At 71.8% G+C, this 24,418-nt stretch carries 22 protein-coding genes and 2 pseudogenes; 14 read left to right on the top strand and 10 right to left on the bottom strand.

Annotated features, from left to right (window positions below):
- The first annotated feature begins 65 nt into the window (after positions 1-65).
- Positions 66-1,394, top strand: coding sequence for an SDR family NAD(P)-dependent oxidoreductase (locus IE136_RS22565; protein ID WP_189601238.1), 1,329 nt, complete (start codon positions 66-68; stop codon positions 1,392-1,394).
- A 28-nt stretch (positions 1,395-1,422) separates the two neighbouring features.
- On the opposite strand, the gene IE136_RS22560 is transcribed toward IE136_RS22565, so the two are convergent.
- The 3 genes from IE136_RS22560 to ssgD all read right to left on the bottom strand — a co-directional run bounded on the left by IE136_RS22560 (position 1,423) and on the right by ssgD (position 5,302).
- On the bottom strand, positions 1,423-2,397 hold the full coding sequence (locus tag IE136_RS22560; protein ID WP_158992179.1) for an acyl-ACP desaturase: 975 nt from the start codon (positions 2,395-2,397) through the stop codon (positions 1,423-1,425).
- A 382-nt stretch (positions 2,398-2,779) separates the two neighbouring features.
- Entirely contained in the window at positions 2,780-4,495 is a 1,716-nt protein-coding gene (locus IE136_RS22555) for an ABC-F family ATP-binding cassette domain-containing protein (RefSeq protein WP_189601237.1), read from the bottom strand.
- Between the two features lie 381 nt (positions 4,496-4,876).
- Positions 4,877-5,302, bottom strand: coding sequence for a spore wall synthesis regulator SsgD (gene ssgD / locus IE136_RS22550; protein WP_158992183.1), 426 nt, complete (start codon positions 5,300-5,302; stop codon positions 4,877-4,879).
- Between the two features lie 294 nt (positions 5,303-5,596).
- On the opposite strand from ssgD, the gene IE136_RS22545 reads away from it, so the two are divergent.
- Entirely contained in the window at positions 5,597-6,679 is a 1,083-nt protein-coding gene (locus IE136_RS22545) for a WD40/YVTN/BNR-like repeat-containing protein (RefSeq protein WP_189601236.1), read from the top strand.
- Between the two features lie 60 nt (positions 6,680-6,739).
- Here the strand turns inward: IE136_RS22545 and IE136_RS22540 are convergent, their stop codons facing one another.
- Entirely contained in the window at positions 6,740-7,039 is a 300-nt protein-coding gene (locus IE136_RS22540) for a YciI family protein (protein WP_158992185.1), read from the bottom strand.
- Between the two features lie 84 nt (positions 7,040-7,123).
- Here IE136_RS22540 and IE136_RS22535 point away from each other — a divergent pair, with 84 nt between their 5' ends.
- The 5 genes from IE136_RS22535 to IE136_RS22515 all read left to right on the top strand — a co-directional run bounded on the left by IE136_RS22535 (position 7,124) and on the right by IE136_RS22515 (position 10,421).
- Positions 7,124-7,825, top strand: a complete 702-nt coding sequence (locus IE136_RS22535; protein WP_158992187.1) for an endonuclease V — start codon at positions 7,124-7,126, stop codon at positions 7,823-7,825.
- Positions 7,822-8,739 carry a hypothetical protein gene (locus IE136_RS22530; RefSeq protein ID WP_189601235.1) on the top strand — a complete coding sequence of 306 codons (918 nt, stop codon included), beginning with the start codon at positions 7,822-7,824 and terminating at the stop codon, positions 8,737-8,739. Before IE136_RS22535 ends, IE136_RS22530 begins: the two co-directional genes overlap by 4 nt.
- Entirely contained in the window at positions 8,736-8,876 is a 141-nt protein-coding gene (gene mmpA, locus IE136_RS22525) for a morphogenic membrane protein MmpA (protein ID WP_189601234.1), read from the top strand. Before IE136_RS22530 ends, mmpA begins: the two co-directional genes overlap by 4 nt.
- The gene (locus IE136_RS22520) at positions 8,873-9,262 is read left to right on the top strand and encodes a VOC family protein (RefSeq protein ID WP_158992191.1); all 390 of its coding nucleotides are present in this window, start codon (positions 8,873-8,875) and stop codon (positions 9,260-9,262) included. Before mmpA ends, IE136_RS22520 begins: the two co-directional genes overlap by 4 nt.
- Before the next feature lie 136 nt (positions 9,263-9,398).
- A complete protein-coding gene (locus IE136_RS22515) occupies positions 9,399-10,421 on the top strand; it encodes a hypothetical protein (RefSeq protein ID WP_229819040.1) in 1,023 nt (340 codons plus the stop codon).
- 25 nt (positions 10,422-10,446) lie between these two features.
- Here IE136_RS22515 and IE136_RS22510 read toward each other — a convergent pair whose 3' ends face one another.
- Together IE136_RS22510 and IE136_RS22505 are read right to left on the bottom strand one after the other, a co-directional pair.
- Positions 10,447-11,067: a GNAT family N-acetyltransferase gene (locus IE136_RS22510; RefSeq protein ID WP_158992195.1), complete on the bottom strand. Its 621-nt coding sequence runs from the start codon at positions 11,065-11,067 to the stop codon at positions 10,447-10,449.
- Positions 11,068-11,191: 124 nt separating this feature from the next.
- A complete protein-coding gene (locus IE136_RS22505) occupies positions 11,192-12,397 on the bottom strand; it encodes a saccharopine dehydrogenase family protein (protein WP_158992197.1) in 1,206 nt (401 codons plus the stop codon).
- Between the two features lie 179 nt (positions 12,398-12,576).
- Here IE136_RS22505 and IE136_RS22500 point away from each other — a divergent pair, with 179 nt between their 5' ends.
- Genes IE136_RS22500 through IE136_RS22485 form a run of 4 tightly spaced genes read left to right on the top strand, consistent with a single transcriptional unit; the run spans position 12,577 to position 18,355 of the window.
- Positions 12,577-13,734 carry a CaiB/BaiF CoA transferase family protein gene (locus IE136_RS22500; protein WP_158992199.1) on the top strand — a complete coding sequence of 386 codons (1,158 nt, stop codon included), beginning with the start codon at positions 12,577-12,579 and terminating at the stop codon, positions 13,732-13,734.
- Positions 13,731-14,873 (top strand): acyl-CoA dehydrogenase family protein, encoded by a 1,143-nt coding sequence (locus IE136_RS22495; RefSeq protein ID WP_189601233.1) that lies wholly within the window; start codon positions 13,731-13,733, stop codon positions 14,871-14,873. The genes IE136_RS22500 and IE136_RS22495 overlap by 4 nt, the downstream gene beginning before the upstream one ends.
- A gap of 53 nt (positions 14,874-14,926) precedes the next feature.
- Complete coding sequence (locus tag IE136_RS22490) at positions 14,927-16,144, top strand: acetyl-CoA C-acetyltransferase (protein WP_158992203.1); 1,218 nt, start codon at positions 14,927-14,929, stop codon at positions 16,142-16,144.
- A gap of 36 nt (positions 16,145-16,180) precedes the next feature.
- Positions 16,181-18,355: a 3-hydroxyacyl-CoA dehydrogenase NAD-binding domain-containing protein gene (locus IE136_RS22485; protein ID WP_189601232.1), complete on the top strand. Its 2,175-nt coding sequence runs from the start codon at positions 16,181-16,183 to the stop codon at positions 18,353-18,355.
- A 295-nt stretch (positions 18,356-18,650) separates the two neighbouring features.
- Here the strand turns inward: IE136_RS22485 and IE136_RS22480 are convergent, their stop codons facing one another.
- Complete coding sequence (locus IE136_RS22480) at positions 18,651-19,427, bottom strand: MerR family transcriptional regulator (RefSeq protein WP_189601231.1); 777 nt, start codon at positions 19,425-19,427, stop codon at positions 18,651-18,653.
- Positions 19,428-19,701: 274 nt separating this feature from the next.
- Between IE136_RS22480 and IE136_RS22475 the strand changes: the two genes are divergently transcribed.
- Positions 19,702-20,181, top strand: coding sequence for a hypothetical protein (locus IE136_RS22475; RefSeq protein WP_158992209.1), 480 nt, complete (start codon positions 19,702-19,704; stop codon positions 20,179-20,181).
- A gap of 181 nt (positions 20,182-20,362) precedes the next feature.
- Here IE136_RS22475 and IE136_RS36775 read toward each other — a convergent pair.
- Positions 20,363-20,503 (bottom strand): annotated as a pseudogene (locus tag IE136_RS36775) (transposase); the annotation flags it as partial.
- Between the two features lie 59 nt (positions 20,504-20,562).
- Positions 20,563-20,655, bottom strand: a pseudogene (locus IE136_RS36770) (hypothetical protein); the annotation flags it as partial.
- A gap of 135 nt (positions 20,656-20,790) precedes the next feature.
- Here IE136_RS36770 and IE136_RS22465 point away from each other — a divergent pair.
- Positions 20,791-21,252, top strand: a complete 462-nt coding sequence (locus tag IE136_RS22465; protein ID WP_373309110.1) for an MFS transporter — start codon at positions 20,791-20,793, stop codon at positions 21,250-21,252.
- A gap of 173 nt (positions 21,253-21,425) precedes the next feature.
- On the opposite strand, the gene IE136_RS22460 is transcribed toward IE136_RS22465, so the two are convergent.
- On the bottom strand, positions 21,426-23,036 hold the full coding sequence (locus tag IE136_RS22460) for a helix-turn-helix domain-containing protein (RefSeq protein ID WP_229819036.1): 1,611 nt from the start codon (positions 23,034-23,036) through the stop codon (positions 21,426-21,428).
- Positions 23,037-23,502: 466 nt separating this feature from the next.
- Here IE136_RS22460 and bdeA point away from each other — a divergent pair.
- The coding region (bdeA, locus tag IE136_RS22455; protein WP_229819033.1) for a bis(hydroxyethyl) terephthalate hydrolase at positions 23,503-24,418 on the top strand (916 nt) is incomplete at its 3' end.

Below are 24,418 nucleotides of genomic sequence, written 5' to 3'. Positions count from 1 at the left end.
GAGCGGGGATACGAGAGGGATAACGGGATGCCGACCCGGCCCGCCCTCACTACGATCACCGGATCATGGAGCCCCACCACATACCCGTCACGGACGAGGAACTGCACGCGTTCGACCGCACGATCGCCAGGCTGCGCCGCATGCCCCTCGGTGATCCCGCGCGGATCCGGGGCGAGCGGATCGCGGCCGGATTCGTCCGCGAGAGCCGCCACAAGCGCCGCAAGGCGCTGCGCGCCGAGCGGTCGGCCGCCGACGCCGCGCTCGCCGCGCGCACCGCGACCGGGGCCCTCGACCGGCGGGAGGACGCGCCCCTCGCGGTCGTGGGGAAGGAATCGCCGGGCTCGTTCCTCAAGGCGCGGTACTGCTATGTCTGCAAGACGCCCTATCGACAGGCCGACTCCTTCTACCACCGGCTCTGCCCGGCCTGCGCGGCCGACAACACCGCCCGCAGGGCCCTGACCACCGACCTCGCCGGGCGGCGCGTGCTTCTGACGGGCGGCCGCGTCAAGATCGGGTTCCAGCTGGCGCTGATGATGCTCCGTGACGGGGCCGAGCTGCTCGTCACCAGCCGCTTCCCGCACGACACCCTGCGCCGCTTCCGCGCCGCGGAGGGCAGCGAGCGGTGGATGGACCGGCTCACGGTCGTCGCGATCGACCTGCGCGACCCCCGCCAGGTCCTCGGCCTGTGCGAGCGGCTGCGCACGGAGGGCCGGCCGCTGGACATCCTCGTCAACAACGCGGCCCAGACGATCCGCCGGCCCCCGGAGTCGTACGCCCTGCTGGCGGCGGGGGAGCGCAAGGCACTGCCCGAGGGCGTGATCCCCGCGCCGGGCTACGAGACCGGCGACGCCCGCGTCCCGGTCGTCGCCGGACTGGAGCCGGACGAGGCCGGGCTGCTGCCCGACCCCTCGCCGCGGAACTCCTGGTCCGTACGCCTCGGCGAGCTGGACGCCGCCGAGCTCCTTGAGGCGCAGCTCGTCAACGCCGTCGCGCCGACGCTGCTCTGCGACCGGCTGCTGCCACTGCTGCTCGCCTCGCCGCGGCCGCGCCGCTACATCGTGAACGTGTCGGCGGTGGAGGGCCGGTTCGCCGTACGGAACAAGACGGGCGGCCACCCCCACACCAACATGGCGAAGGCCGCCCTCAACATGCTGACCCGCACCAGCGCCGCCGAACTCGCGGAGCAGGGCGTCCACATATGCAGCGTCGACACGGGCTGGATCACGGACGAGAACCCCGCGCCCCGCAAGGCCAGGATCGCGGCCGTGGGAATCCGTACGCCGCTCGACGTCGTCGACGGCGCGGCCAGGATCTACGACCCGATCGTGCGCGGCGAGGCGGGGGAGCCCCAGTCCGGCGTCTTCCTCAAGGACTACGCCGTGGCGGAGTGGTGACCCCCGAGGCCGTGGACCCGCGTGCCGCTCAGCCGGCCGCGCGGGCCGCCATCCGCGCCTTGCGGGCCGCGAGCCTCTCGTCGAACTTGCTGGCCTCGCTGTCCAGGCCGCTCATGTAGAGCCCCAGCTCCTCCTGGGCCTTCAGACCCTCCGGGCCGAGGCCCTCGATCTGGAGCACCTTGAGGAACCGCAGCACGGGCTGCAGGACGTCGTCGTGGTGGATGCGCATGTTGTAGATCTCGCCGATCGCCATCTGCGCGGCCGCCCGCTCGAAGCCCGGCATGCCGTGACCGGGCATCCGGAAGTTCACGACGACGTCCCGCACGGCCTGCATGGTCAGGTCGGGGGCGATCTCGAAGGCCGCGCCCAGCAGGTTGCGGTAGAAGACCATGTGCAGGTTCTCGTCGGTGGCGATGCGCGCCAGCATCCGGTCGCAGACCGGGTCGCCGGACTGGTGGCCGGTGTTCCGGTGCGAGATGCGGGTGGCGAGCTCCTGGAAGGCGACGTACGCGACCGAGTGCAGCATCGAGTGCCGGTTGTCGGACTCGAAGCCCTCGCTCATGTGCGCCATCCGGAACTGTTCCAGCTTGTCCGGGTCCACCGCGCGCGAGGCGAGCAGGTAGTCACGCATCACGATGCCGTGGCGGCCCTCCTCGGCGGTCCAGCGGTGCACCCAGGTGCCCCAGGCGCCGTCGCGGCCGAAGAGGCTGGCGATCTCGTGATGGTAGCTGGGGAGGTTGTCCTCGGTGAGCAGGTTCACCACGAGGGCGATCTTGCCGATGTCGGTGACCTTGGACTGGGAGGGGTCCCAGGCCTCGCCGTCCTCGAAGAAACCGGGGAAGTTCCGGGCGTCGGACCAAGGGACGTACTCGTGCGGCATCCAGTCCTTGGTGACCTTGAGATGCCGGTTGAGCTCCTTCTCCACGACCTCTTCCAGCGCGTACAGCAGGCGGGCGTCGGTCCACCCCGTCGAGCTGCCGAGGTGGGGAGAGGTGAGCGTCACGGGGACTCCTGGGGGACGGGGAAAGGGGGACGGAATTACCTACGCATTCGTAGGTTACGAAACCGTAGGTTAAAGCCCCGTAAGGCGTCGGCCAAGCCCGTCTCAGCGATGTCCGGTTACGTTCCGTTATGTACGCAGCCTGTGCGCGGCTTCGACCCTCCAGAGAGAGCCAGGTCACGTGCGTGGGCGGGTCCGCGCCCCGCCCTCGTGGCTACGTAGAGCCAGACGCCCCGAACGGCGGCGTGCGGAAGGGGCACGGCGCCGGAGCGGCTGGGCCGGAGGCCTCGCCCCGGCGCTCACCCCGGGGCTCGGCCCGGACGGCGGCACGACGGCGTGGGCGGTGCCGCGCCGCCGGGACGAGACCCTCTCCGGGGGTTGCCGGCTATCCCGCCGACCCGGCTGTCCCTTCCGACGCCGCCGGTCCCTCGGATCCGGTCGACACCTCGGACCCGGTCGAGCGGGCCTCCCACAGGTCCTCCCGTACCGCTTCCGCCGTCGTCGGCCGCAGCTCACCGTCGAGCAGCAGCCAGCGGGTGATCCCGAGCGACTCCAGGAACGGCACGTCGTGGCTCGCCACGATCAGCGCGCCTTCGTACGCCTCCAGGGCCGCCGTCAGTTTCCGGACGGAAGCCATGTCCAGGTTGTTGGTCGGCTCGTCCAGCATCAGCAGCTGCGGCGCCGGTTCGGCGAGCAGCAGCGCCGCCAGCGTCGCCCGGAACCGCTCCCCGCCAGACAGGGTGCCGGCCGGCTGATCCGCCCGGGCGCCCCGGAACAGGAAGCGGGCGAGCCGCGCCCTGATCGCGTTCACCGTCGCCGTGGGCGCGAACCGGGCGACGTTCTCCACGACACTCAGCCCGTCGTCCAGTACATCGAGGCGCTGCGGCAGGAAGCGCAGCGGCACCTGCGTCACCACCTCGCCCGACACCGGTTCCAGCTCCCCGGCCAGGGTCCGCAGCAGCGTGGTCTTGCCGGCTCCGTTCCGGCCGACGAGTGCGATCCGCTCCGGACCCCGCAGCTCGAACTCGCCGCCGACCCGGGCGCCGTAGCGCAGTTCGAGCTCGCGCAGGGCCAGCACGCCCCGGCCCGGATGGACCGTGGTGCGCGGCAGCTCGATCCGGATCTCGTCGTCGTCCCGTACGGCCTCCACCGCCGCGTCCAACCGCTCCCTCGCCTCGGCGAGCCGCTCGGAGTGCAGGGCCCGGTGCTTGCCGGCGGACACCTGCGCCTCGCTCTTGCGGTTGTTGGCGACGATCTTCGGCACCACCTTGTTCTGGGCACTCTTCTGGGCGTACCGCTTGCGCCGCGCCAACTTGAGGTGCGCGTCGGACAGTTCGCGCTTCTGACGCTGTACGTCCGCCTCGGCGACCCGCACCATGCGCTGCGCCGCCTCCTGTTCGGCGGCGAGCGCCTCCTCGTACGCCGAGTACGCGCCGCCGTACCAGGCGACCTCGCCGTCGCGCAGATCGGCGATCTGGTCGACCCGTTCCAGGAGTTCACGGTCGTGGCTGACGACGACCATGACCCCGGACCAGGCCTCCACCGCCTCGTAGAGCCTCGCCCGGGCGTACAGGTCGAGGTTGTTGGTCGGCTCGTCGAGCAGCAGGATGTCCGGCCGGGCCAGCAGCAGCGCGGCGAGCCGCAGCAGGACGGACTCCCCTCCCGACACCTCGCCGATGGTCCGGTCGAGGCCGATGCGACCGAGACCGAGCTCGTCGAGCGTGGCGCGGGCCCGCTCCTCGACGTCCCAGTCGTCGCCGACGGCCGCGAAGTGCTCCTCGGCGGGATCGCCGGCCTCGATGGCGTGCAGCGCGGCACGGGCCTTCGCGATCCCGAGGGTCTCGTCGACGCGGAGCGTGGTGTCGAGGACCAGGTTCTGCGGCAGATACCCGACCTCGCCGACCGTGCGGACGGTCCCCGAGGCGGGGGTCAGCTCACCGGCGATCAGCTTGAGCAGCGTGGACTTCCCCGAGCCGTTCAGGCCGATCAGGCCGGTCCTGCCGGGGCCGACCGAGAGCCGGAAGTCGTCGAGGACCTCCGTGCCGTCGGGCCAGGAGAAGGAGAGGGACGAGCAGGTGATGAAAGTGGGGCGGGTCGCCATGGGGGCCTCCCGGTTGCAAGAGCGTGGGCTGGGGCAACGGGTGAGACACCGGGGGCGCGGGCAGGCACAGAGGCTCGTACGCCGAGGTCGAACACGGCACACGCGGCACGAAAGGGCACGCGCGGCGCGGTGTCTCGAACCTCAGACGAGCAACGGCCTTCTCCGATCGGGCGACAACAGGGCCAGGTCAGGACGGTACGCGCGCCGCAGGGCGGGAGGCAATCGATTTACGGGCGGGAGTCGGGCAAGCCGGGGTTGGCAGGTGGAAGGCAGGCAAACGGAACCCGGCAGGCGGAAGACAGGCGCGAGGCAGGGCAGAAGGGAGGAGGGCTGCCGCGGGCCGGAGGCGCCGAGGCGGCCCGGAGGCCGGTCACCGGTAGGTCAGGAGTACTCCTCCAGCAGCGCCGCCAGCTCGTCGTCCCACTTGTCCCACTCCAGGTACTGGTGTTCGCGGCCGGCCGGCACGAGGTGCTGCGAGCGCTCCAGGAAGCGCCGCACCTCCGTCGTGCGGATGTGGACCACAGCCACGCCTTCGGGCGCGTGGAACTCGACGACCGTGCGGTCGTAACCGTACGGACGGACGCGCACGTCCCCGACCCCGGCCGGTCCGTCCACGCCCTGCGCGAGCAGCTCGCGCGAGAACGCCCACGACACCTCGACGCCCTCCAGGGTCGCCCGGGGCGGGAAGGCCATGCTCACCGCGAACGGATCCTCGAGGTCGTAGCGGAGTGTGGCGGGGACGGTTTCCATCCGGGGAGAGGATGCGACCATACGGGCCTGGACGGCCTGCTCGATGACGGTGGACAAGGCCAGCTCCTGTCACGCGGCTTCGGTTCCTGACGTCTCCCTGACACAAGGGAAGACGAACGATCGGGCCGGAACGTGCACCGGAGGGCCACGTGAGCTGTGTCACCGCTCCGTCGCGCGTCCGTACCCCCCGCCGGTGGGAGCCGGCCCGAGCGATCGCAGTACGTCTGGTTCCCCGAACCTCCGTATCCACACGGCGTGTCCGTACGACATAGCCGGATGGCCCATCGACGCCGTTCCTCCCCCACCACGCACCCTGGACGGGACCCGCCCCGTGGGCTAGCTTCCCGCGCCATGACGTCCATGGGGAAGACGAGACGAATGCTGTCGGTGGGACTGAGCGGGGCGGCGCTGGCCATGGCCCTCGCGGTCCCCGCGCAGGCCGGGGAGACCCCCGCGGCGGCGCCCGGCTGGCAGCTCGCACCGACCGGTACCGACGCCCGCTTCCGCGGCCTCGCGGCGGTGAGCCGGAACACGGCGTGGGCCGCGGGCTCCAAGGGAACGGTGCTCAGAACCACCGACGGCGGGCGGAGCTGGCGGAACGTCTCGCCGCCCGGCGCGGCGGAGCTGCAGTTCCGTGACGTCGAGGCGTTCGACGCCCGGCGGGCGGTGGTCCTCGCCATCGGGGAGGGGGAGGCGTCCCGGGTCTTCAGGACCGAGGACGGCGGCGCGAGCTGGACCGAGTCCTTCCGGAACACCGACCCGCGCGCGTTCTACGACTGCATGACCTTCTTCGACCACCGGCACGGACTGGCCATGAGCGACCCGGTGGACGGGAAGTACCGGATCCTCTCCACCCACGACGGAGGGCGGTCCTGGCGGGTGCTCCCCGACGAGGGGATGCCGGCCGCGCTGCCGGGCGAGGCCGGGTTCGCGGCGAGCGGGCAGTGCCTGGTCTCCTCCGGGCCCCGGGACGTCTGGCTGGCCACCGGGGGAGGGGCCACGGCCCGGGTACTGCACTCCGCCGACCGGGGCCTGACCTGGACCGTCGCCGAATCGACGATCCCGGCGGGTGACCCGGCGCGCGGCGTCTTCGCGCTCGCCTTCCGCGACCGTACGCACGGGATCGCGGTCGGCGGCGACTACCGCGCCGACCAGGCGTCGCCGCGGGCGGCCGCGGTCACCGAGGACGGCGGCCGCAGCTGGCGCCAGGCCGCCACACCACCGCCGGCGTACCGCTCCGGTGTCGCCTGGCTCCCGTACGGCGGCTCGGCGGCGCTCGCCGTCGGCCCCACCGGCACCGACCTCACGACGGACGGCGGCCGCACCTGGCGGACGGTCGACACCGGCTCGTACGACACCGTCGACTGCACGCGGGACGGCGCGTGCTGGGCCTCGGGGGAGCAGGGCAGGATCGCCCGCCTCACGCGCGGCTAGGCCGGGTCCGTGAAGTCCCGCCTGGCCCGCCGGCAGACGGAGCTCCTTTCCGGACACGACCTAGAAGGGCAACTGCTCCCGGTACGGAGCGAGTTCGTCGGCGGTCTTGGTCGCGTAGAACTCCGTGACCCGGTACGCGCACACGCCCTCGACGGTGAAGGGGTCGGCCGCGACGATCTTCTCGATCCGCTCGCGGTCGACCCCGGCGGCGAGGATGACCCCGCCGTCGCGCGGGTTCTTGCGGCCGGAGGCGATGAAGACGCCGGCGGCGTACTGCGCGTCGAGCCACTCGATGTGCGCGTCGAGCAAGGCGTCGACCCGCTCGACCGGCGCGGTGTAGGTCAATTCCAGTACGAACATGATCGCCAGGCTACCCGGGCGTTCGCAGGGCGCGGAAGGCTGTTCGTCCCTCGGACGCGAGGGCGCCGTAGGGTGGCCGTCATCATGACGATCATCGACATTCCCGCGGGCTGGCCCGCCGACGAGGCCGCCGCCCGCGCGCTCCAGCGGGAGCTGCGCGGACGGCTCGTGCTCGACGAACCGGGCCCGGAGCCCGGCACGGGGCATGTCACGGGGCTCGACGTGGCCTACGACGACGAGCGCGACCTCGTGGCGGCGGCGGCCGTCGTGCTCGACGCGCGGACGCTCGACGTCGTGGAGGAGACCACGGCGGTCGGCCGCGTCTCGTTCCCCTACGTGCCGGGGCTGCTCGCCTTCCGGGAGATCCCCACCGTGCTCGCCGCGCTCGACTCGCTCACCGTCGACCCCGGTCTGCTCGTCTGCGACGGCTACGGACTCGCCCACCCACGCCGCTTCGGCCTGGCGAGCCACCTCGGTGTGCTGACCGGTCTGCCGTCGATCGGGGTCGCCAAGAACCCCTTCACCTTCACGTACGACCAACCGGGCCCTGACCGCGGGGACTTCAGCCCGTTGCTGGCCGACGGCGGGGAGGAGGTCGGCCGCGCGCTGCGTACGCAGTCCGGCGTGAAACCCGTCTTCGTCTCCGTCGGACACCGGGTCTCCCTGGCCCACGCCTGCGCCCACACCCTCCTCCTCGCCCCGCGCTACCGCATCCCCGAGACGACCCGTCACGCGGACTCCCTCTGCCGCCGCGCACTGAAGGCGGCGCTCGGCGGTGGGCCGTGACCGAGCTGATCCTCGACGTCCGGGACCGTCCCCGGCCGGGCCTGTGCCTGTGGACGGCGGAGCGCCGGGTGGTCCTGAGGCAGGGCGGCGATCCGCTGCTGCTCGCGGTGGTGGAGCGGGGCGACCTCGGCGTCGACTTCTACCGCACGGCCTCGCCCCTCCCTCTGCTCCCGCCGCTGCGAGCGGCCGACGCCGAGGCGTACGCGGACCGGCCCGAGCGGTGGGCCCATCGCTTCGCGGACCTGCTGACAGCCGACCCTGACGGGCCGCTCCACGACGGCCGCTGGGTGCTGACCTCCGCCACGGGGCCGCAGTGGAACCGGCACGGACGAAATCCGGCCGCCTTCTGGAGTGAACTCGTCGTCGACGGGCACCCGGACGGGTACGTCGACTGGTTCGTCCACGACGGCTCCTGGGAGCTGCTGCCGCTGCGACCCCTGCCCGAGCCCGACGACGCCCGGGTCAAGGCGTACCGCAAGCAGGCCCGCGCCGGCGTCCTGCCCCCGCTCCTGCTGTGGTGGGTGAGCGGCCTCGACTGCTCCGTCGTGCTCGACGGCCACGCCCGGCTCACCGCCGCCCTCGCCGAGGACGTGGAACCACCCGTCCTCGTCCTGCGGCGCACGGTGCCCCACGACGAGCGCGAGCGCGGGGAGGCCGAGGCGGCGGCCCGCTACGAGGCCGAACTCACACGGTCTTCCGCCCTCATGGCCCGCCACGGCCCCGCCGTCCCCGACGGGGCCGAGATCGCCGGCGGCGTCCTCGCCCGCCGCCTCGAAGAGCTGCGTACCGGAAACCGCCCCAGCTGGGCCTGGCCCCTGCCCGGAGGTGAGCGCGCATGGCACCGCATCGTGCGCGACCTGAGTACGAGTACGGATACCGGGCTTCGATCTTGGGCGGCACAGTGGGGGGCATGACAGCCCCCGCTTCCCTCTCCACCTCGCTGCGCCCCGTCGAGCGCGGCATGATCGCGATCCTCGCCGTCGCCGGTCTCGTCGCGCTGGCCTGGGTCTGCGCCATGGTCTACGTCCTCGCCGTCTGGGTGACGGCATGATCGGCAGCCTGCAGTGCGTCGTGCTCGACTGTACGGACGTCATGGAACTGGCCTCCTTCTACCAGCGGTTGCTCGGCGGCGAGATCAACCGCCCCGACCCGCAGTGGGCGCTCGGCGACAGCTGGGCCACCCTGCACGACGGCGCCGGAGCCCCCGTCCTCGCCTTCCAGGGCGTTGCCGACCACCGCCCGCCGGTCTGGGGCGCGCCCGAGCAGCAGTTCCACCTCGATGTGCGGGTGACGGACCTGGAGGCCGCCCACCACGCGGTCCTCGCCCTCGGGGCGTGGCAGTTGGACGACGGGGACGGCGACCGGGGCTGGCGCATCTACGCGGACCCGGCCGGCCATCCCTTCTGCCTCGTACGGCACCAGCACCCGACGGCGTAGCGGGAGCCGGGACCACGGCCGCCGGCCGGGCGGCGGTCCAGGCGGCCCCCCTCGCGGGTACGGGAGGCACGCGAGGCTACAGTCCCCTGGTCCTTCGTCGTCAGTGATCAAGAACCAGTACAGGGGATGTTCCGCAATGCGTCTCAGAAGCCGACTCGCCGCCCGCCTCGGCGGCATGTTCGCCGCGTCCGTTCTCGCTCTCGCCGGCCTGACGGCCACCGCCACGCCCGCGCAGGCGGTGCTGACGGACCCGTTCGACTACCCGGTGACGCCCAAGGCCGGCCCGTACCACGACATCCCCGGTTCGGAGGTGACGTTCACGGCGGCGGCCGGTGAGCGTTCGTACCTGTGGTCCCGCAACCTGGTGCTCTCGAACGTGACGGAGCTCGGGGCGAAAGAATGGCTCGGCACCACACTCTCCATCCGCTGCGCGTACGCCGGCGGCACGCCGGAGACCGCCCCGCTTCCGACCGGTGTGGAGGCCGGAGCTTACTGGGCGGCCAACTACCTGCCGGGCGAGACCTCGCAGTCTCCGACCGTGCGATGGGTGTTCGTCGCGCCCGAGCAGGGCACGTACACCTGCCGTCTGTCGGTGACCAGCTACTCCACCATCGTCGCGGACGGCCGTCAGGTGACCATGCGGGTCGGCGCCGGCGCGGAGCTCGCCAGGGCCGCGTACCCGTACGCGGCACGCTGGACGCTCCTGCCGGAGAGCGAGCGGACGGTGGGATCCGGCAGCACCGCGACGACGCTGGGGTACACGGTCACGCCGACCGGCGCCGACCGGATCGCCGTCGTGCAGGACGCCAACCTGAGCACCTGCAAGGCCGGCTCGCCCTACCCGAAGTGCTCGGGCGGCACGAGCGCGTACACAGGCACCCACGTCCAGACCTGGATCGAGGCCCAGCCGCAGAACCCGGACGGCACCCTGTGCGGCGCCCCGAAGGCGAGCACGGCCGCCACCTGGCGCATCTCGGACGCCAAGCACCACCAGGCGGCGGTCAACACGCTCCACCTCACCACCGCCGACCTCGGAGGCTGCTCCCAGATCCGGGTGTCCCTGAAGGTAAGGCACGCGTGGGGCAACCCGGTGCTGATCCACGGGGGTCACGCCGCCGGGCACATCGCCGCTACGCACGGCCTGGCCTTCACCTACTGAGACCGGCTCGGTCAGGACCGGAAGACTACGAGATTCCGGCCGGACGGCCCGGTGCGCGCCGCATGGCCCACAGCACCGGCCCGTCCCCCGGCAGCCGCACCTCGCCCCGCACGGTGAAGCCGAAGTGCTCGTAGAAGGGCAGGTTGGACGGCTTGGAGGACTCCAGGTAGGCGGGCAGACCCGCCGCGTCGGCCTTGGCGAGGCCCGAGCGGAGCAGGGCGGCTCCGTGACCCTGGCCCTGGCCGGCCGGGTCGGCGCCGACCACCGCCAGGTACCAGTGCGGTTCCCCGGGTGCGTGCTCGGCGGCCGTCATGACGGCGTCCCGCAGCAGGGGGGCCCGCTCGCCGAGGATCTCCTCGAGCTCCTGGATGGTCTCCGCGTCGGGAACGGCCTTGGCCCGCGCCTCCGGCGGCACCCAGAAGGCGGCCGCGGCCCCGGTGCGCTCGCACACGGCGTGGTGGACGTACTGACGGGTGAAGAGCGTGGAGAAGTAGCGGCCGAGCCGCGCCTCACGCGAGGCGTCGTCAGGGAAGAGCCAGCGCATCATCGGGTCGTCGTCGAAGGCGCGGGACAAGGTGCGGCTGATCGCGGCGGCGTCGTCGACCGTCGCCGTCGTCGGGGTCTTCATCATCGACATACGGGTCATTCTGCACCCCGATGATCTTGAGTGACGTGACGGGGTAGGCCGCCCCCGTGCCCGAGCAAGCGGCCCACGCCGCGAGCCGGGCGTGGTGGCGGCCGCCGCGTCGACAACGCTCCGCGTCGAACACCTAGCGCGCGTCGGCCACCCGGAAGCGGATGCCCGCCGCCCGGAGCCGGTCGAGCAGGGCGTCGCCCATCGCCACCGCCGTCGTCATCTGACCGGAGGTCTTGGGAAGCGGGTCGAGGGCGAGGCAGAGCGCCGATTCGGCGAGCATCTTCGCCGTCTCGTCGTAGCCCGGGTCGCCGCCCGAGACCTCGGTGAAGACCCGTCGCCCGCCGCCCTCGCCTACGAACCGCACCGAGAACCAGCTACGGGCCCGTCGCTCGGCGTCCGGACCCTGGCCCGACTCGTAACGGTCCATCAGCCACCTGCGTACGGCAGGCACTTGGGCGACTGCCACACCCGTGCCGACCGCCGCGGCGCCGCCGAGCGCCATCGGGAGTGTCTTGACCGAGGCGTAGTGCCGGTAGCGGAAGTCGGGTCCGTACCGGCTCAGCGCCGCCGCCGAGCGCGCGACCACCTGCGGATCCAGGGTCGGCAGCGGCAACGCCCACGTACCCGTCTCGCGGCTGAACCGCGGCCCGCCCAGAGGTGCCCGTGCCCGTCGGCCCACCAACCGGGGCTCGTGCAGGCGTCGTTCGTGGGCCGCACGCAGCATCTGACGGCCACGCCCCATCGCCGTGAGCGCGGAGGCGAAGGTCCCGCCGGAGAAGATCGCGCCGGCGCGCACGAAGCCGTCGATGCGCAGCGGCACGTCCTTCGGAAGCTGTTGGACGGTGAAGTACACGCCCAGGTCGTGCGGTACCGAGTCGAAGCCGCAGGCGTGCACGATCCGCGCCCCGGTCTCCCGGGCCCGCGCGTCGTGCCGTACGTACATCAGGTCGACGAACTCCGCCTCGCCGGTGAGGTCCACATAATCGGTACCGGCCTCCGCGCACGCGGCCACCAGACCCTCGCCGTACCAGACGTACGGGCCGACCGTGGTCGCCACCACCCGTGCGGACTCGGCCAGTTCGCGCAGCGCGTCCGCGTCGGCGGAGTCCGCGACCAGCAGCGGCAGCTCCGCGCACCGGGGCCACCGGGCGGCGAGCCGCTCGCGAAGAGCCTCCAACTTGACGCGGCTGCGCCCGGCGAGCGCCCAGCGGCACCCGTCGGGAGCGTGCTCGGCCAGATACTCCGCGGTGAGCTCGCCCGCGAACCCCGTCGCCCCGAAGAGGACGACGTCGTACGGTCTCCCTCCGGCGTCCCGCCCCGCGACCGCCCCTGTCTCCATCCGGCCCCTCGCCTTCCCCTGCGCCGCTCTCCGGGCGCTTGTCGTCGGCGGAGCCTAGCGGAACTCCCCGGAGACACAATTTCCAAGCGCTTGCTCGGCCAGGGGGCTTGTGCGGAGTGGAACACGTTCCTAGCATCTCCGGTGTTACATCATTGGTGTCACACAGCGCTGGGGGCTTGATGGCAGGGACGCGCAACGCCCGGAACGGCCCGCTCTCCGGGGTACGCGTGGTCGAGCTGGCGGGGATCGGGCCCGGCCCCTTCGCCGCCATGCTCCTGGCCGATCTCGGCGCCGACGTCGTCCGGGTCGACCGGCCCGGCGGCTCGGGGCTCGGCATCGACCCCGCGTACGACCTCACCAACCGCAACAAACGCTCCGTCCTCGTCGACCTCAAGGCGCAGGACGGGCCCGGAACCGTCCTCGACCTGGTCGAACGGGCCGACATCCTGATCGAGGGCTACCGGCCCGGAGTCGCCGAGCGCCTCGGCGTCGGCCCCGACGTCTGCCTCGCCCGCAACCCGAAGCTCGTCTACGGCCGGATGACCGGCTGGGGACAGGACGGGCCGCTCGCCACCAGCGCCGGACACGACATCGCGTACATCGCCGTCACCGGCACCCTCGGCATGATCGGCCCCGACCCGGACGGCCCGCCCACCGTCCCCGCCAACCTCGTCGGCGACTACGCCGGCGGCTCGCTCTACCTGGTCGTCGGCGTCCTCGCCGCCCTCCAGCACGCGCGCACGCACGGCGAGGGACAGGTCGTGGACGCGGCGATCGTCGACGGTGCCGCCCACCTCGCCACCATGATCCACGGGATGCTGGCGGCCGGCGGCTGGCAGGACCGCCGGGGCGTCAACCTGCTCGACGGCGGCTGCCCCTTCTACGGCACCTACGAGACCTCCGACGGCGGACACATGGCCGTCGGAGCACTGGAGCAGCAGTTCTACGACGAGTTCGTCACCCTGCTCGGCGTCGAGGACATCGCCCCGGCCCGCAAGGACCTCCGGTGCTGGGACGACCTGCGCGCGACCGTCGCCGACCGCTTCCGCACCCGTACCAGAGCGGAATGGACCGAGGTCTTCGCCGGGACCGACGCCTGCGTGGCGCCGGTCCTCTCGCTGCGCGAGGCCCCCGCCCACCCGCATCTCGCCGCCCGCTCCACCTTCGTCGAACACGGCGGCCTCACCCAGCCCGCCCCCGCACCCCGCTTCTCCGCCACCCCCGGCGCCGTCCGCAGCGGCCCCGCCCTGCCCGGCGCCGACACCGACGAGGTCGCTCGCGACTGGGCCGTACCGTCACTGACCGGCAAAGACGCCTCCCAGGAGCCCGAAGCATGAAGCGCCTGCTCTACACCGACGACCACGACGCCTTCCGTGAGACCGTCCGCACCTTCCTCGCCAAGGAGGTCCTGCCCCACTACGAGCAGTGGGAGAAGGACGGCATCGTCTCCCGCGAGGCGTGGCGCGCCGCCGGACGCCAGGGGCTCCTCGGCCTCGCCGTCGACGAGGAGTACGGAGGCGGCGGCAACACCGACTTCCGCTACAGCGCCGTCCTGGCCGAGGAGTTCACCAGGGCCGGCGCGCCCGGGATCGCCCTCGGCCTGCACAACGACATCATCGGCCCGTACCTCACCTCCCTCGCCACCGAGGAGCAGAAGCGCCGCTGGCTGCCGGGCTTCTGCTCCGGCGACCTCATCACCGCCATCGCGATGACCGAGCCGGGAGCCGGCTCCGACCTCCAGGGGATCAGGACCGCGGCCGAGGACCGGGGCGACCACTGGGTGCTCAACGGCTCCAAGACCTTCATCTCCAACGGCATCCTCGCCGACCTGGTCATCGTCGTCGCCCGGACCACGCCCGAGGGCGGTGCCCACGGACTCTCCCTCCTCGTCGTCGAACGCGGCATGGAGGGCTTCGAGCGCGGCCGGAACCTCGAAAAGATCGGCCAGAAGTCCCAGGACACCGCCGAACTCTTCTTCCACGACGTCCGCGTCCCCAAGGAGAACCTGCTCGGCGAGCTCAACGGTGCCTTCGTCCACCTCATGACGAACCTCGCCCAGGAGCGGATGGCCATCGCCGTGGCCGGCATCGCCGGCGCCGAGCACCTCCTGGAGATCACCACGAGGTACGTCAAGGAGCGCGAGGCGTTCGGGCGCCCGCTGGCCAGGCTCCAGCACATCCGCTTCGAGATCGCGGAGATGGCGACCGAGTGCGCCGTCACCCGTACGTTCCTCGACCGCTGCATCGTCGACCACGCGAACGGCGAGCTCGACGCCGTCCACGCCTCGATGGCCAAGTGGTGGGCCACCGAACTGCAGAAGAGGGTCGCCGACCGCTGCCTGCAACTCCACGGGGGATACGGCTACATGGCCGAATTCCCGGTCGCCCGGGCCTTCACCGACGGCCGCATCCAGACCATCTACGGCGGGACGACCGAGATCATGAAGGAGATCATCGGCCGCTCCCTGCTCGGCTGACCCCCGCTGTCCACCCCTCCGCCGACCACCCTCGGCCTCGTGAAAGGCTTCTCGTGAGCACCGAAGCGTACGTGTACGACGCGATCCGCACCCCGCGCGGCCGCGGCAAGGCCAACGGCTCCCTGCACGGAACCAAGCCCATCGACCTCGTCGTCGGCCTCATCCACGAGATCCGGGCCCGCTTCCCCGGACTCGACCCCGCCGCGATCGACGACATCGTCCTCGGTGTCGTGGGCCCGGTCGGCGACCAGGGCTCCGACATCGCCCGGATCGCCGCCATCGCCGCCGGGTTGCCCGACACCGTCGCCGGGGTCCAGGAGAACCGCTTCTGCGCCTCAGGCCTCGAAGCCGTCAACATGGCCGCCATGAAGGTCCGCTCGGGCTGGGAGGACCTCGTCCTGGCCGGCGGCGTCGAGTCCATGTCGCGGGTCCCGATGGCCTCCGACGGCGGTGCCTGGTTCGCCGACCCGATGACCAACCACGAGACCGGCTTCGTCCCCCAGGGCATCGGCGCCGACCTCATCGCCACCATCGAGGGCTTCTCGCGCCGCGACGTCGACGAGTACGCGGCGCTCTCCCAGGAGCGCGCGGCCGCCGCCTGGAAGGACGGCCGCTTCGACCGCTCCGTCGTCCCCGTCCGGGACCTGCGCAGCGGCCTGCTCGTCCTCGACCACGACGAGCACATGCGTCCCGGCACCACCGCCGAGTCGCTCGCCGCGCTCAAGCCCTCCTTCGCCGACATCGGCGATCTGGGTGGCTTCGACGCCGTCGCGCTGCAGAAGTACCACTGGGTGGAGAAGATCGACCACGTCCACCACGCGGGCAACTCCTCCGGCATCGTCGACGGCGCCTCGCTCGTCGCCATCGGCTCCAAGGAGGTCGGCGAGCGGTACGGACTCGCGCCCCGGGCCCGGATCGTGGCCGCCGCCGTCTCCGGCTCCGAGCCGACCATCATGCTCACGGGCCCGGCGCCCGCGACCCGCAAGGCGCTCGCCAAGGCCGGCCTGACGATGGACGACATCGACCTCGTCGAGATCAACGAGGCGTTCGCGGGCGTCGTGCTCCGCTTCGTCAAGGACATGGGCATCAGCCTGGACAAGGTCAACGTCAACGGCGGCGCGATCGCGCTCGGCCACCCGCTCGGCGCGACCGGCGCGATGATCCTCGGCACCCTGATCGACGAGCTGGAGCGCCAGGACAAGCGCTACGGCCTCGCCACGCTCTGCGTGGGCGGCGGCATGGGCATCGCCACGATCGTCGAGCGCGTCTGACCGTCCTGTTCGCACCCCTCTTACGGAGAAGCAGCAATGACCGAGAGCACGACCATCCGCTGGGAGCAGGACGAGAGCGGGATCGTCACCCTCGTCCTCGACGACCCCAACCAGTCCGCGAACACCATGAACCAGGCGTTCAAGGACTCCATCGCCGCGATCGCCGACCGTGCCGAGGCGGAGAAGGACTCCATCCGCGGCATCGTCTACACCTCCGCCAAGAAGACCTTCTTCGCGGGCGGCGACCTCAAGGACATGATGAAGGTCGGGCCCGAACAGGCTCAGCAGGCCTTCGACACCGGCATGGCCATCAAGCGGTCCCTGCGCCGGATCGAGACCCTCGGCAAGCCGGTCGTCGCCGCCCTCAACGGCGCCGCCCTCGGCGGTGGTTACGAGATCGCCCTCGCCTCCCACCACCGGATCGCCCTCGACGCGCCCGGCTCCAAGATCGGCCTGCCCGAGGTCACGCTCGGCCTCCTCCCCGCGGGCGGCGGCGTCACCCGTACCGTACGGCTGATGGGCATCGCCGACGCGCTGCTCAAGGTGCTGCTCCAGGGCACCCAGTACTCCCCGCTGCGGGCGCTGGAGAACGGTCTGGTCCACGAGGTGGCGGCCACCCCGGAGGAGATGCTGGCCAAGGCGCGCGCCTTCATCGACACCCACCCCGAGTCGCACCAGCCCTGGGACGTCAAGGGGTACAAGATCCCCGGCGGCACCCCGTCCAACCCGCGGTTCGCCGCCAACCTGCCGGCCTTCCCGGCCAATCTGAAGAAGCAGCTGAACGGCGCGCCCTACCCGGCGCCGCGCAACATCCTGGCCTGTGCCGTCGAGGGCGCGCAGGTCGACTTCGAGACCGCCCAGTCCATCGAGGCGCGGTACTTCACCGAGCTGCTCACCGGCCAGACCGCGAAGAACATGATCCAGGCGTTCTTCTTCGACCTCCAGGCCGTCAACTCCGGCGCCAACCGGCCCCAGGGCGTCGCACAGCGCCCCGTCCGCAAGGTCGCCGTCCTCGGCGCCGGAATGATGGGCGCGGGCATCGCGTACTCCTGCGCGCGCGCCGGGATCGAGGTCGTCCTCAAGGACGTCTCGGCCGACGCCGCCCAGCGCGGCAAGGGGTACTCCGAGAAGCTGCTCGCCAAGGCGCTCTCGCGGGGCCGCACCACCGAGGCCAAGCGCGACGAGCTGCTGGCCCGGATCACCCCGACCGCCGACCCGGCCGACCTGTCGGGCTGCGACGCCGTCATCGAGGCGGTCTTCGAGGACACCGCGCTCAAGCACAAGGTCTTCCAGGAGATCCAGGACATCGTCGAGCCGGACGCCCTGCTCTGCTCCAACACCTCGACCCTGCCCATCACGGTCCTCGCCGAGGGCGTCTCCCGCCCCCTCGACTTCATCGGACTGCACTTCTTCTCGCCCGTCGACAAGATGCCGCTGGTCGAGATCATCAAGGGCGAGCGGACCGGGGACGAGGCGCTGGCCCGCGCCTTCGACCTCGTACGGCAGATCAACAAGACCCCGATCGTCGTCAACGACTCGCGCGGCTTCTTCACCTCCCGGGTGATCGGCCAGTTCATCAACGAGGGCGTGGCGATGGTGGGGGAGGGTGCCGACCCGGCCTCGGTCGAGCAGGCGGCGGCCCAGGCCGGCTACCCGGCCAAGGTGCTCTCGCTGATGGACGAGCTGACCCTGACCCTGCCCCGCAAGATCCGCGACGAGACCCGGCGGGCGATCGAGGAGGCCGGCGGCACCTGGGCCGGCCACCCCTCGGACGCGGTGATCGACCGGATGGTCGACGAGTTCGGGCGTACGGGACGCAGCGGCGGCGCGGGCTTCTACGCGTACGGCGAGGACGGCAGGCGCGCCGGTCTGTGGCCGGGCCTGCGGGAGCACTTCACCCGTTCCGACGTGACGATCCCCTTCGAGGACATGAAGGAGCGGATGCTCTTCTCCGAGGCGCTGGATTCCGTCCGTTGCCTGGAGGAGAACGTCCTCACCTCGGTCGCCGACGCCAACATCGGCTCCGTCATGGGGATCGGCTTCCCCGCCTGGACCGGCGGCGTGCTTCAGTACATCAACGGGTACGAAGGGGGGCTGCCCGGGTTCGTGGCCCGCGCGCGTGAGCTGGCCGAGAAGTACGGGGAGCGCTTCCAGCCGCCGGCGCTCCTGGTGGAGAAGGCGGAGCGGGGTGAGGTCTTCACGGACGCGTGACGCCTCCCAGGGCCACGCCTTCCCCGCGCTGAACGGCCCCGTCGCGCCCCTCCTCGACCCTCCGGTCGAGCGGTGCGGCGGGGCCGCCACATGGGGGTTCGGGCGGGGTGCGACGCGGGACTGCGTCCTCGTCACCGCTGCACCGGGCTGCGCCTGCGCCTGCTCCTGGAACGCGAGTGCGGTACTACGCCGTCCCCGTGGGCCGGGACGTGGACCGTGACGCGATGCACATCATCCGGGAGAGCGACGCCGTGGGGATCGGTCTGACTCCCGCACCCGGCCGCGGGCCGCGCGGCTAGTCGGCCCCTGGGGCCTTCGCCGTCTCCGTACCGAACGCGGCACGCAGCTCCTCCCGCAGGGAACGCTGGAACGCGGTCACCAGAGCCTGGATCACCATCGGCTGCATGTGTGCGGAGAGCGACTTCATGGCGGCAAGGTGGTTCGGGTCCTCGGCACTCTCGCGGTACGGGTTCCACACCTCCTCCCGGAAGAGCCGGGACAGCTCCTGGGCGGCGGCGCGGGCGTGCTCCAGGAGGACCGTGCGCGAGGCGAGGATCGTCTCGTGCGCGATGGGCACGTCGAGGAGCTCCACGCCGAGACGCAGCAGCGTGGAGTCGAGCCGGAAGGCGTCCGGGTCGGTGCCCTTGTCGAGGACGCCCATGGCCGCGAGCCGGTCGATGTCCTCGTCGGCGAGGGCCCGCCCGACCCGGCGCTCCAGCTCGCGCCGGGTGATCTCCTCGGCGGACTCCGGCGCCCAGGAGGCGACCAGGGCCCGGTGGACGGCGAGGTCACGGGCGCTGAGATCGGGCGGCAGCTGATGCAGATACCGTTCGATGGCGGCCAGCGTCATGCCCTGGCGCTGGAGCTCCTCGATCAGCGCGAGCCGGGAGAGGTGGTCGGGCCCGTAGTGGCCGACCCGGCGCGGACCGATCACGGGCGGCGGCAGCAGCCCCTTGGTGCTGTAGAAGCGCACGGTCCGCACGGTGAGACCCGCCCGCGCGGCCAGCTCGTCGACGGTGAACGTCGGCCCCCGCTCCGGCTGCCCGGGCCGCTCCTCGGTCTCATCGGCCATCTGAGGTCCTCGCTTCCGGTGCCGTGCCGTTCCCCGATGGTGCAACAGTATTGCTGTCTCACCAGCGTTGTAAAAGCGTACGGGCGCTGTCGGTGGCGCCTCGTACGCCGAGGACCATGAAGTCCAGGTCGGCCCACGGCTGTGGGGGTCACCACGGCTGGCCGGTGGGGGCGGGGGCTTCGGGGAACTGGCGGACCCGGGCGGCGAGGTGGGGGCGCCTGCCGCTAGAGTCACGTGCTTGTTCGAATCCGGGGAAGCGGGACAGGGGAGCGGGATGTACGCGGAACTCAGGGAGAGGGCATCGGAGTTGGCCCGTGTTCTGTGGCGGGAGCACACCGTCTACCGCGAGCGGGGCGGTGGTGTGGTCATCCGAGGGGAACATGTGGGGCGCTGGATCAGCCTGGCGCCCACCGGGGGCAAGGACCAGGCGCGCGTTCGCGCCGGGAGGCTCCTCGACGGCGGCACCACGGCTCCGGCCCGCTCGGAGGCGGTGGTGGACCTCACCGCCGGGACGAACGAACTGGCCGCCGTCTGCCGCCGCCTGCTCGCCGACGTCGCCGCCGCCGAGTCGGCTCCGGTCGGAGGGCCGCGCCCGGCCCGCGCGTCGAAGCCGTCGAAGCCGGCCAGGGCGGCCAAGCCCGCGAAGCCCGCGCGCCGACGGCACACGAGTCTCGGTTCCTGGGTGGTGCTGCTCTGCGTGGCCGGGATCGTGGGTCTCTGGGCCTACAGCGTGCTCGGCGTGTACACCCCCTAGTCTTCTGAGTCAGGAGTTCTTCTCAGATATGAGGCGAGGCGTTCGAGGATCTCGTCCGCCGTCTTGGTCCAGATGTAGGGCTTGGGGCCGGTGTTCGATGCGGCGATCCAGTCGCGGATGTCCTGCTCCAGGGCTTGGACGGTCTTGTGGACGCCTCGCCGTATCTGTTAGTTCGTCAGTTCGGCGAACCACCGTTCCACCAGGTTGAGCCAGGACGACCCGGTCGGTGTGAGTGCAGGTGGAACCGGGGGTGAGCCAGCAGCCAGGTCTTGATGGCCGGGGTCTTGTGGGTGGCGTAGTTGTCGAGCACCAGGTGGACTTCCGCGACACGGTCGACTGCGACAGTCCCAGTTCCTTCGCCATCGAGCGCGTCGACCAGTGGGTCGCGTTTTTCGGGGTGGACTCCAGCGTCCTGGAAACCAGTGCGGCCACCTGCTCGTCCGTCACCGTCCGCGGGCCACCCGGACGCGGCATGTCACTCAGACCGGCGATCCGGTGCTCCACGAACCTCGCCCGCCAGCGGCCCACCGCGTGGGGAGTCGAGCCGAGGCGAGCCATGGCTTCGGCACCGCCGCGTCCGGCCTGGTCATCGCCTTGCATACGGGTTCCATGTATCTGCCGTCGCCCCTGGTCGGCCGCCTCGTAGACCGATGCGGTGCCACGGCGATGAGCGTGGTGACGGGCGGCACGCTGCTCGCGGCGGGAGTAGTCGCCGCCCTCGCGCCGGGCTACTCCTTCCCCCTGATCACCCTCGCCCTCGTCCTGCTCGGCGTCGGCTGGAGCTTCGGCTTGGTCACCGGCACCGCGATCGTCGCCAACAGCACGCCCCTGGCCACCCGCGCCAAGGTCCAGGGACTGGTCGACGTCGCCATCGCGGGCGCTGTCGGCGGCCTGGCCTCCGGCATCGTCGTCGCCTTCGCCAGCCACCCGATCCTCGCCGTTCTGTGCGGCGACCTCGCCTCGATGGCTGCGCCTGCGGCCATCGTCGCGCCCCGCAAGGGCTCCTCGCCTGCCACACACCAGCCGCCAGGTAGGCCACAGGCGCGAATCGGTGGCGAGGACCTCCGCTGACTCGAAGAGACGGCAACGCGAACACTGAGGTTGTTTCATGGGTGATCGCTCATGAAACAACCGACCGCGCGGCCCCATCTGCGGCGATCATGTTGCATGAGTTGTTGTCGCCGCCGGTCAGACGTCCTGGCCCCTGCCCCCGGTCAGGCGTTCTCGCCCCCGCCGCCGCTCCGTTATGTTCGGTCGCCGTTCATCAGCAGTGCCAGCTCGACCCGTGAGCGGACGCCCAGCTGGCTGAAGATGTTGCGCAGGTGGTGGTCCACGGTGCGAGGGCTGAGCGACAGTCGCGCGGCCACTTCGCGGTTCGTGGCGCCCGACGCCACCAGGCCCGCCACGCGCTGTTGTTGCGGAGTCAGCCGTCCAAGAGCGCTGACGTCGTCGTCGGCTGCGCTGTCCCCCGCGGCCCTCAGCTCGGCCCGTGTTCGCTTCTCCCACAGCAGGGCGCCGCAGCGTTCGAAGCCGACGAGGGCGGCCCGCAGTTGCTGCCGGGCCTCCAGGGGCCTGCGCCGGCGGCGCAGCCACATGCCGTAGGACAGGAGCGTGCGGGCGTGCTCGAACTGGCCGTCAGCGGCCTCGTGCTCCGCCAGAGCCCGCTGGTACAGAGTGTCGCAGTCCTCTTCCCGTGCCGTCAGGGCTCGGAGGCGGGCCAGTTGGGCCGCGGCCTGTGGATCGGCGCCCAGGGCCGCCCACTTGGCGTACAGGTCGACCATGTCGGTGACGTCCTCGTCCAGTCCCGCCAGGACCGTCGCCTCTACGAGGCACGGCACCGCGAGCATCCACAGGCCGAAGTGCCCTCGCCGGGGGCCCGGTCGGAGCAGCGGCGCGAGACGGATCGCGGCCTGTTCGGCCCGGCCGTGGCCCAGGTCGGCACGGGCGCGGGCCCACTCCGCCATGGTACTCACCTGGAGCAGTCCATGCGGCCGGGCGACCGACAGGGCGGCCTTGGCGTGGTCTTCGGTGGCGGAGTCGGCGCCTACCAGGGAGAAGAGCAGTGCCAGCAGGGCGTGGTGTTGCGCGCCGATGTTGCGCTGACCGAGCCGGCGGGCGGCACGGAGACCTTCCTCGGCGTGGGCACGGGCCTGATGGTGGAAGCCGGCGCGCAGTTCGGCGTAGGCCAGGAACTCCAGGATGCGGGCGGTCGGCCCGGACACGCACTGGGCGCCGGCGGCCGCCAGGGCCCGGCCGAGCAGGCGCCGCGCGGCGGCGATGTCGCCCAGCACCAGCGCCGCGCGGCCCGCGTACAGCAGGGCGTCCGGCTGCTGTGTGCGTGCCGCGGCGGCGAGCAGCGGTTCCAGCTTCTGCGCCGCCCGGGCGAAGTCGACCAGCACGACGTGGCGCATGCCCGCCCGGAAGGCGCCCCACGGTGCCGCCGCGGCGGCCGGGCCCTCGGGGCGTCCGTCGGGCGGCGTCTCGTCCGCGGTGCGTCCGGCGGGGCGTTCCAGCGTCTGGAGGTAAGCCGTGAGGTCGCCGGCGGCCCAGGCTGCTTCCGCCGCCGCCGCAAGGGCCTGCTCCGCGCCCTCCACGTCGTGCGACCCCAACGACTCGGCCGCGAGCAGCAGGGTCTGGTGGGCATCGGTCACGGGGCCGTCGCTCAACAGGAGCAGGCCCCGCCGCAGTTCGGCCCGGGCGCGCAGCGGTGCGTTGTCACCGGCCGTGCTGTGGGCGGCCACGAGGAGGGCAAGAGCGCGGCGGGTCTGCCCGCCGCGGCGAGCACGCTCGGCAGCCTTGAACAACTGGGAGGCCCGGTCGCCGCCCGTGCCGGCTATCTGGTCGTACATGTTCATTGCCGCTTTCTGTCTTACGTTTCCGGAGAGTAACAGAGGGTTTGAAGACATCCTGGCGAGAATCAGGTGGTTGAACAGCGCAGAAGTACGCAGCCCAGGCAGCCGATTCTCAGACAAGTAAGGGAGGGCGGCCGAGAGTGCCGTGGCCGTGAGCTTGCTGAGTGTGAGCTGTGAGACCGGTGATTCCACCGATGCGCAGGAGTATCCCGGCTCTTACGCTGTGCCCGGCCGATCGTCCCGGGGATGGCCTCGGGAACCGGCCGCAGGTGTCCGATCAGGAGTGCCCCACGCTCCTGCCGTCCCCATACGGCCCGGACGCCTGCCCGATCCACGTACCACCGTCCTCCTCGACCTCCCAGACGACACGGTTCACGGCCGACGACATGTGTCAACGGCCGTTGGGCGCCCGGCTCCCGGGACCGCCCGCGCACCCGCCGTCGGGGGACGAGGAGAGAGGAAACCGCTCATGCAGGCAACTCCCCAGTCGTCCACACCCGCCCCGGAGAACGGCCCGGCGCGGCACCGCCGTCGGTCCCCCGGCCCGATCCTGGGTCTCCTCGCGGCCGCGGCGGCGCTGGCCGGCCTGGCGACCACGCTCACCGGCGGCGCGAACGCCGCCGAGAACCTCTACGAGCGTGGTCCGGACCCCACCGAGGCCAGCGTGACGGCCACGCGCGGTCCGTACGCCGTCTCCGAGACCAGGGTCTCCCAGTTCAGCGTGTCCGGGTTCGGCGGTGGCACGATCTACTACCCGACCAGCACCGACGACGGCACGTTCGGCGCCGTGGCGATCTCCCCGGGGTACACCGCGCGCCAGTCCTCGATCGCCTGGCTGGGGCCGCGGCTCGCCTCCCAGGGCTTCGTGGTGTTCACCATCGACACCAACACCACCTCGGACCAGCCGGCCTCCCGCGGTGACCAGTTGCTGGCCGCGCTCGACTACCTCACGAAGACCAGCAGCGTCCGCAGCCGGGTGGACAGCACGCGGCTCGGGGTCATGGGCCACTCGATGGGCGGCGGCGGCACGCTGGAGGCGGCCAAGGACCGGCCCTCGCTCAAGGCCGCCATTCCGCTCACCGCGTGGAACCTGGACAAGAACTGGCCGGAGATCCAGACGCCCACCCTCATCGTCGGAGCGGACGGCGACGCCGTCGCCTCGGTCCGCTCGCACTCCGAACCGTTCTACGAGAGCCTGCCGTCCTCGCTGGATCGGGCGTACCTGGAGCTGAACAACGCCAACCACTTCACGCCGAACATATCGAACACGACGATCGCGAAGTACAGCATCAGCTGGCTGAAGCGGTTCATCGACAACGACACCCGCTACGAGCGGTTCCTGTGCCCGTTGCCGCAGCCGAGCTCGTCGATCGCGGAGTACCGGG

It is taken from the genome of Streptomyces lateritius (assembly GCF_014649715.1).
In the GTDB taxonomy this organism is placed as follows: domain Bacteria; phylum Actinomycetota; class Actinomycetes; order Streptomycetales; family Streptomycetaceae; genus Streptomyces; species Streptomyces lateritius.
This window is presented reverse-complemented; position numbering and strand designations above follow the sequence as displayed.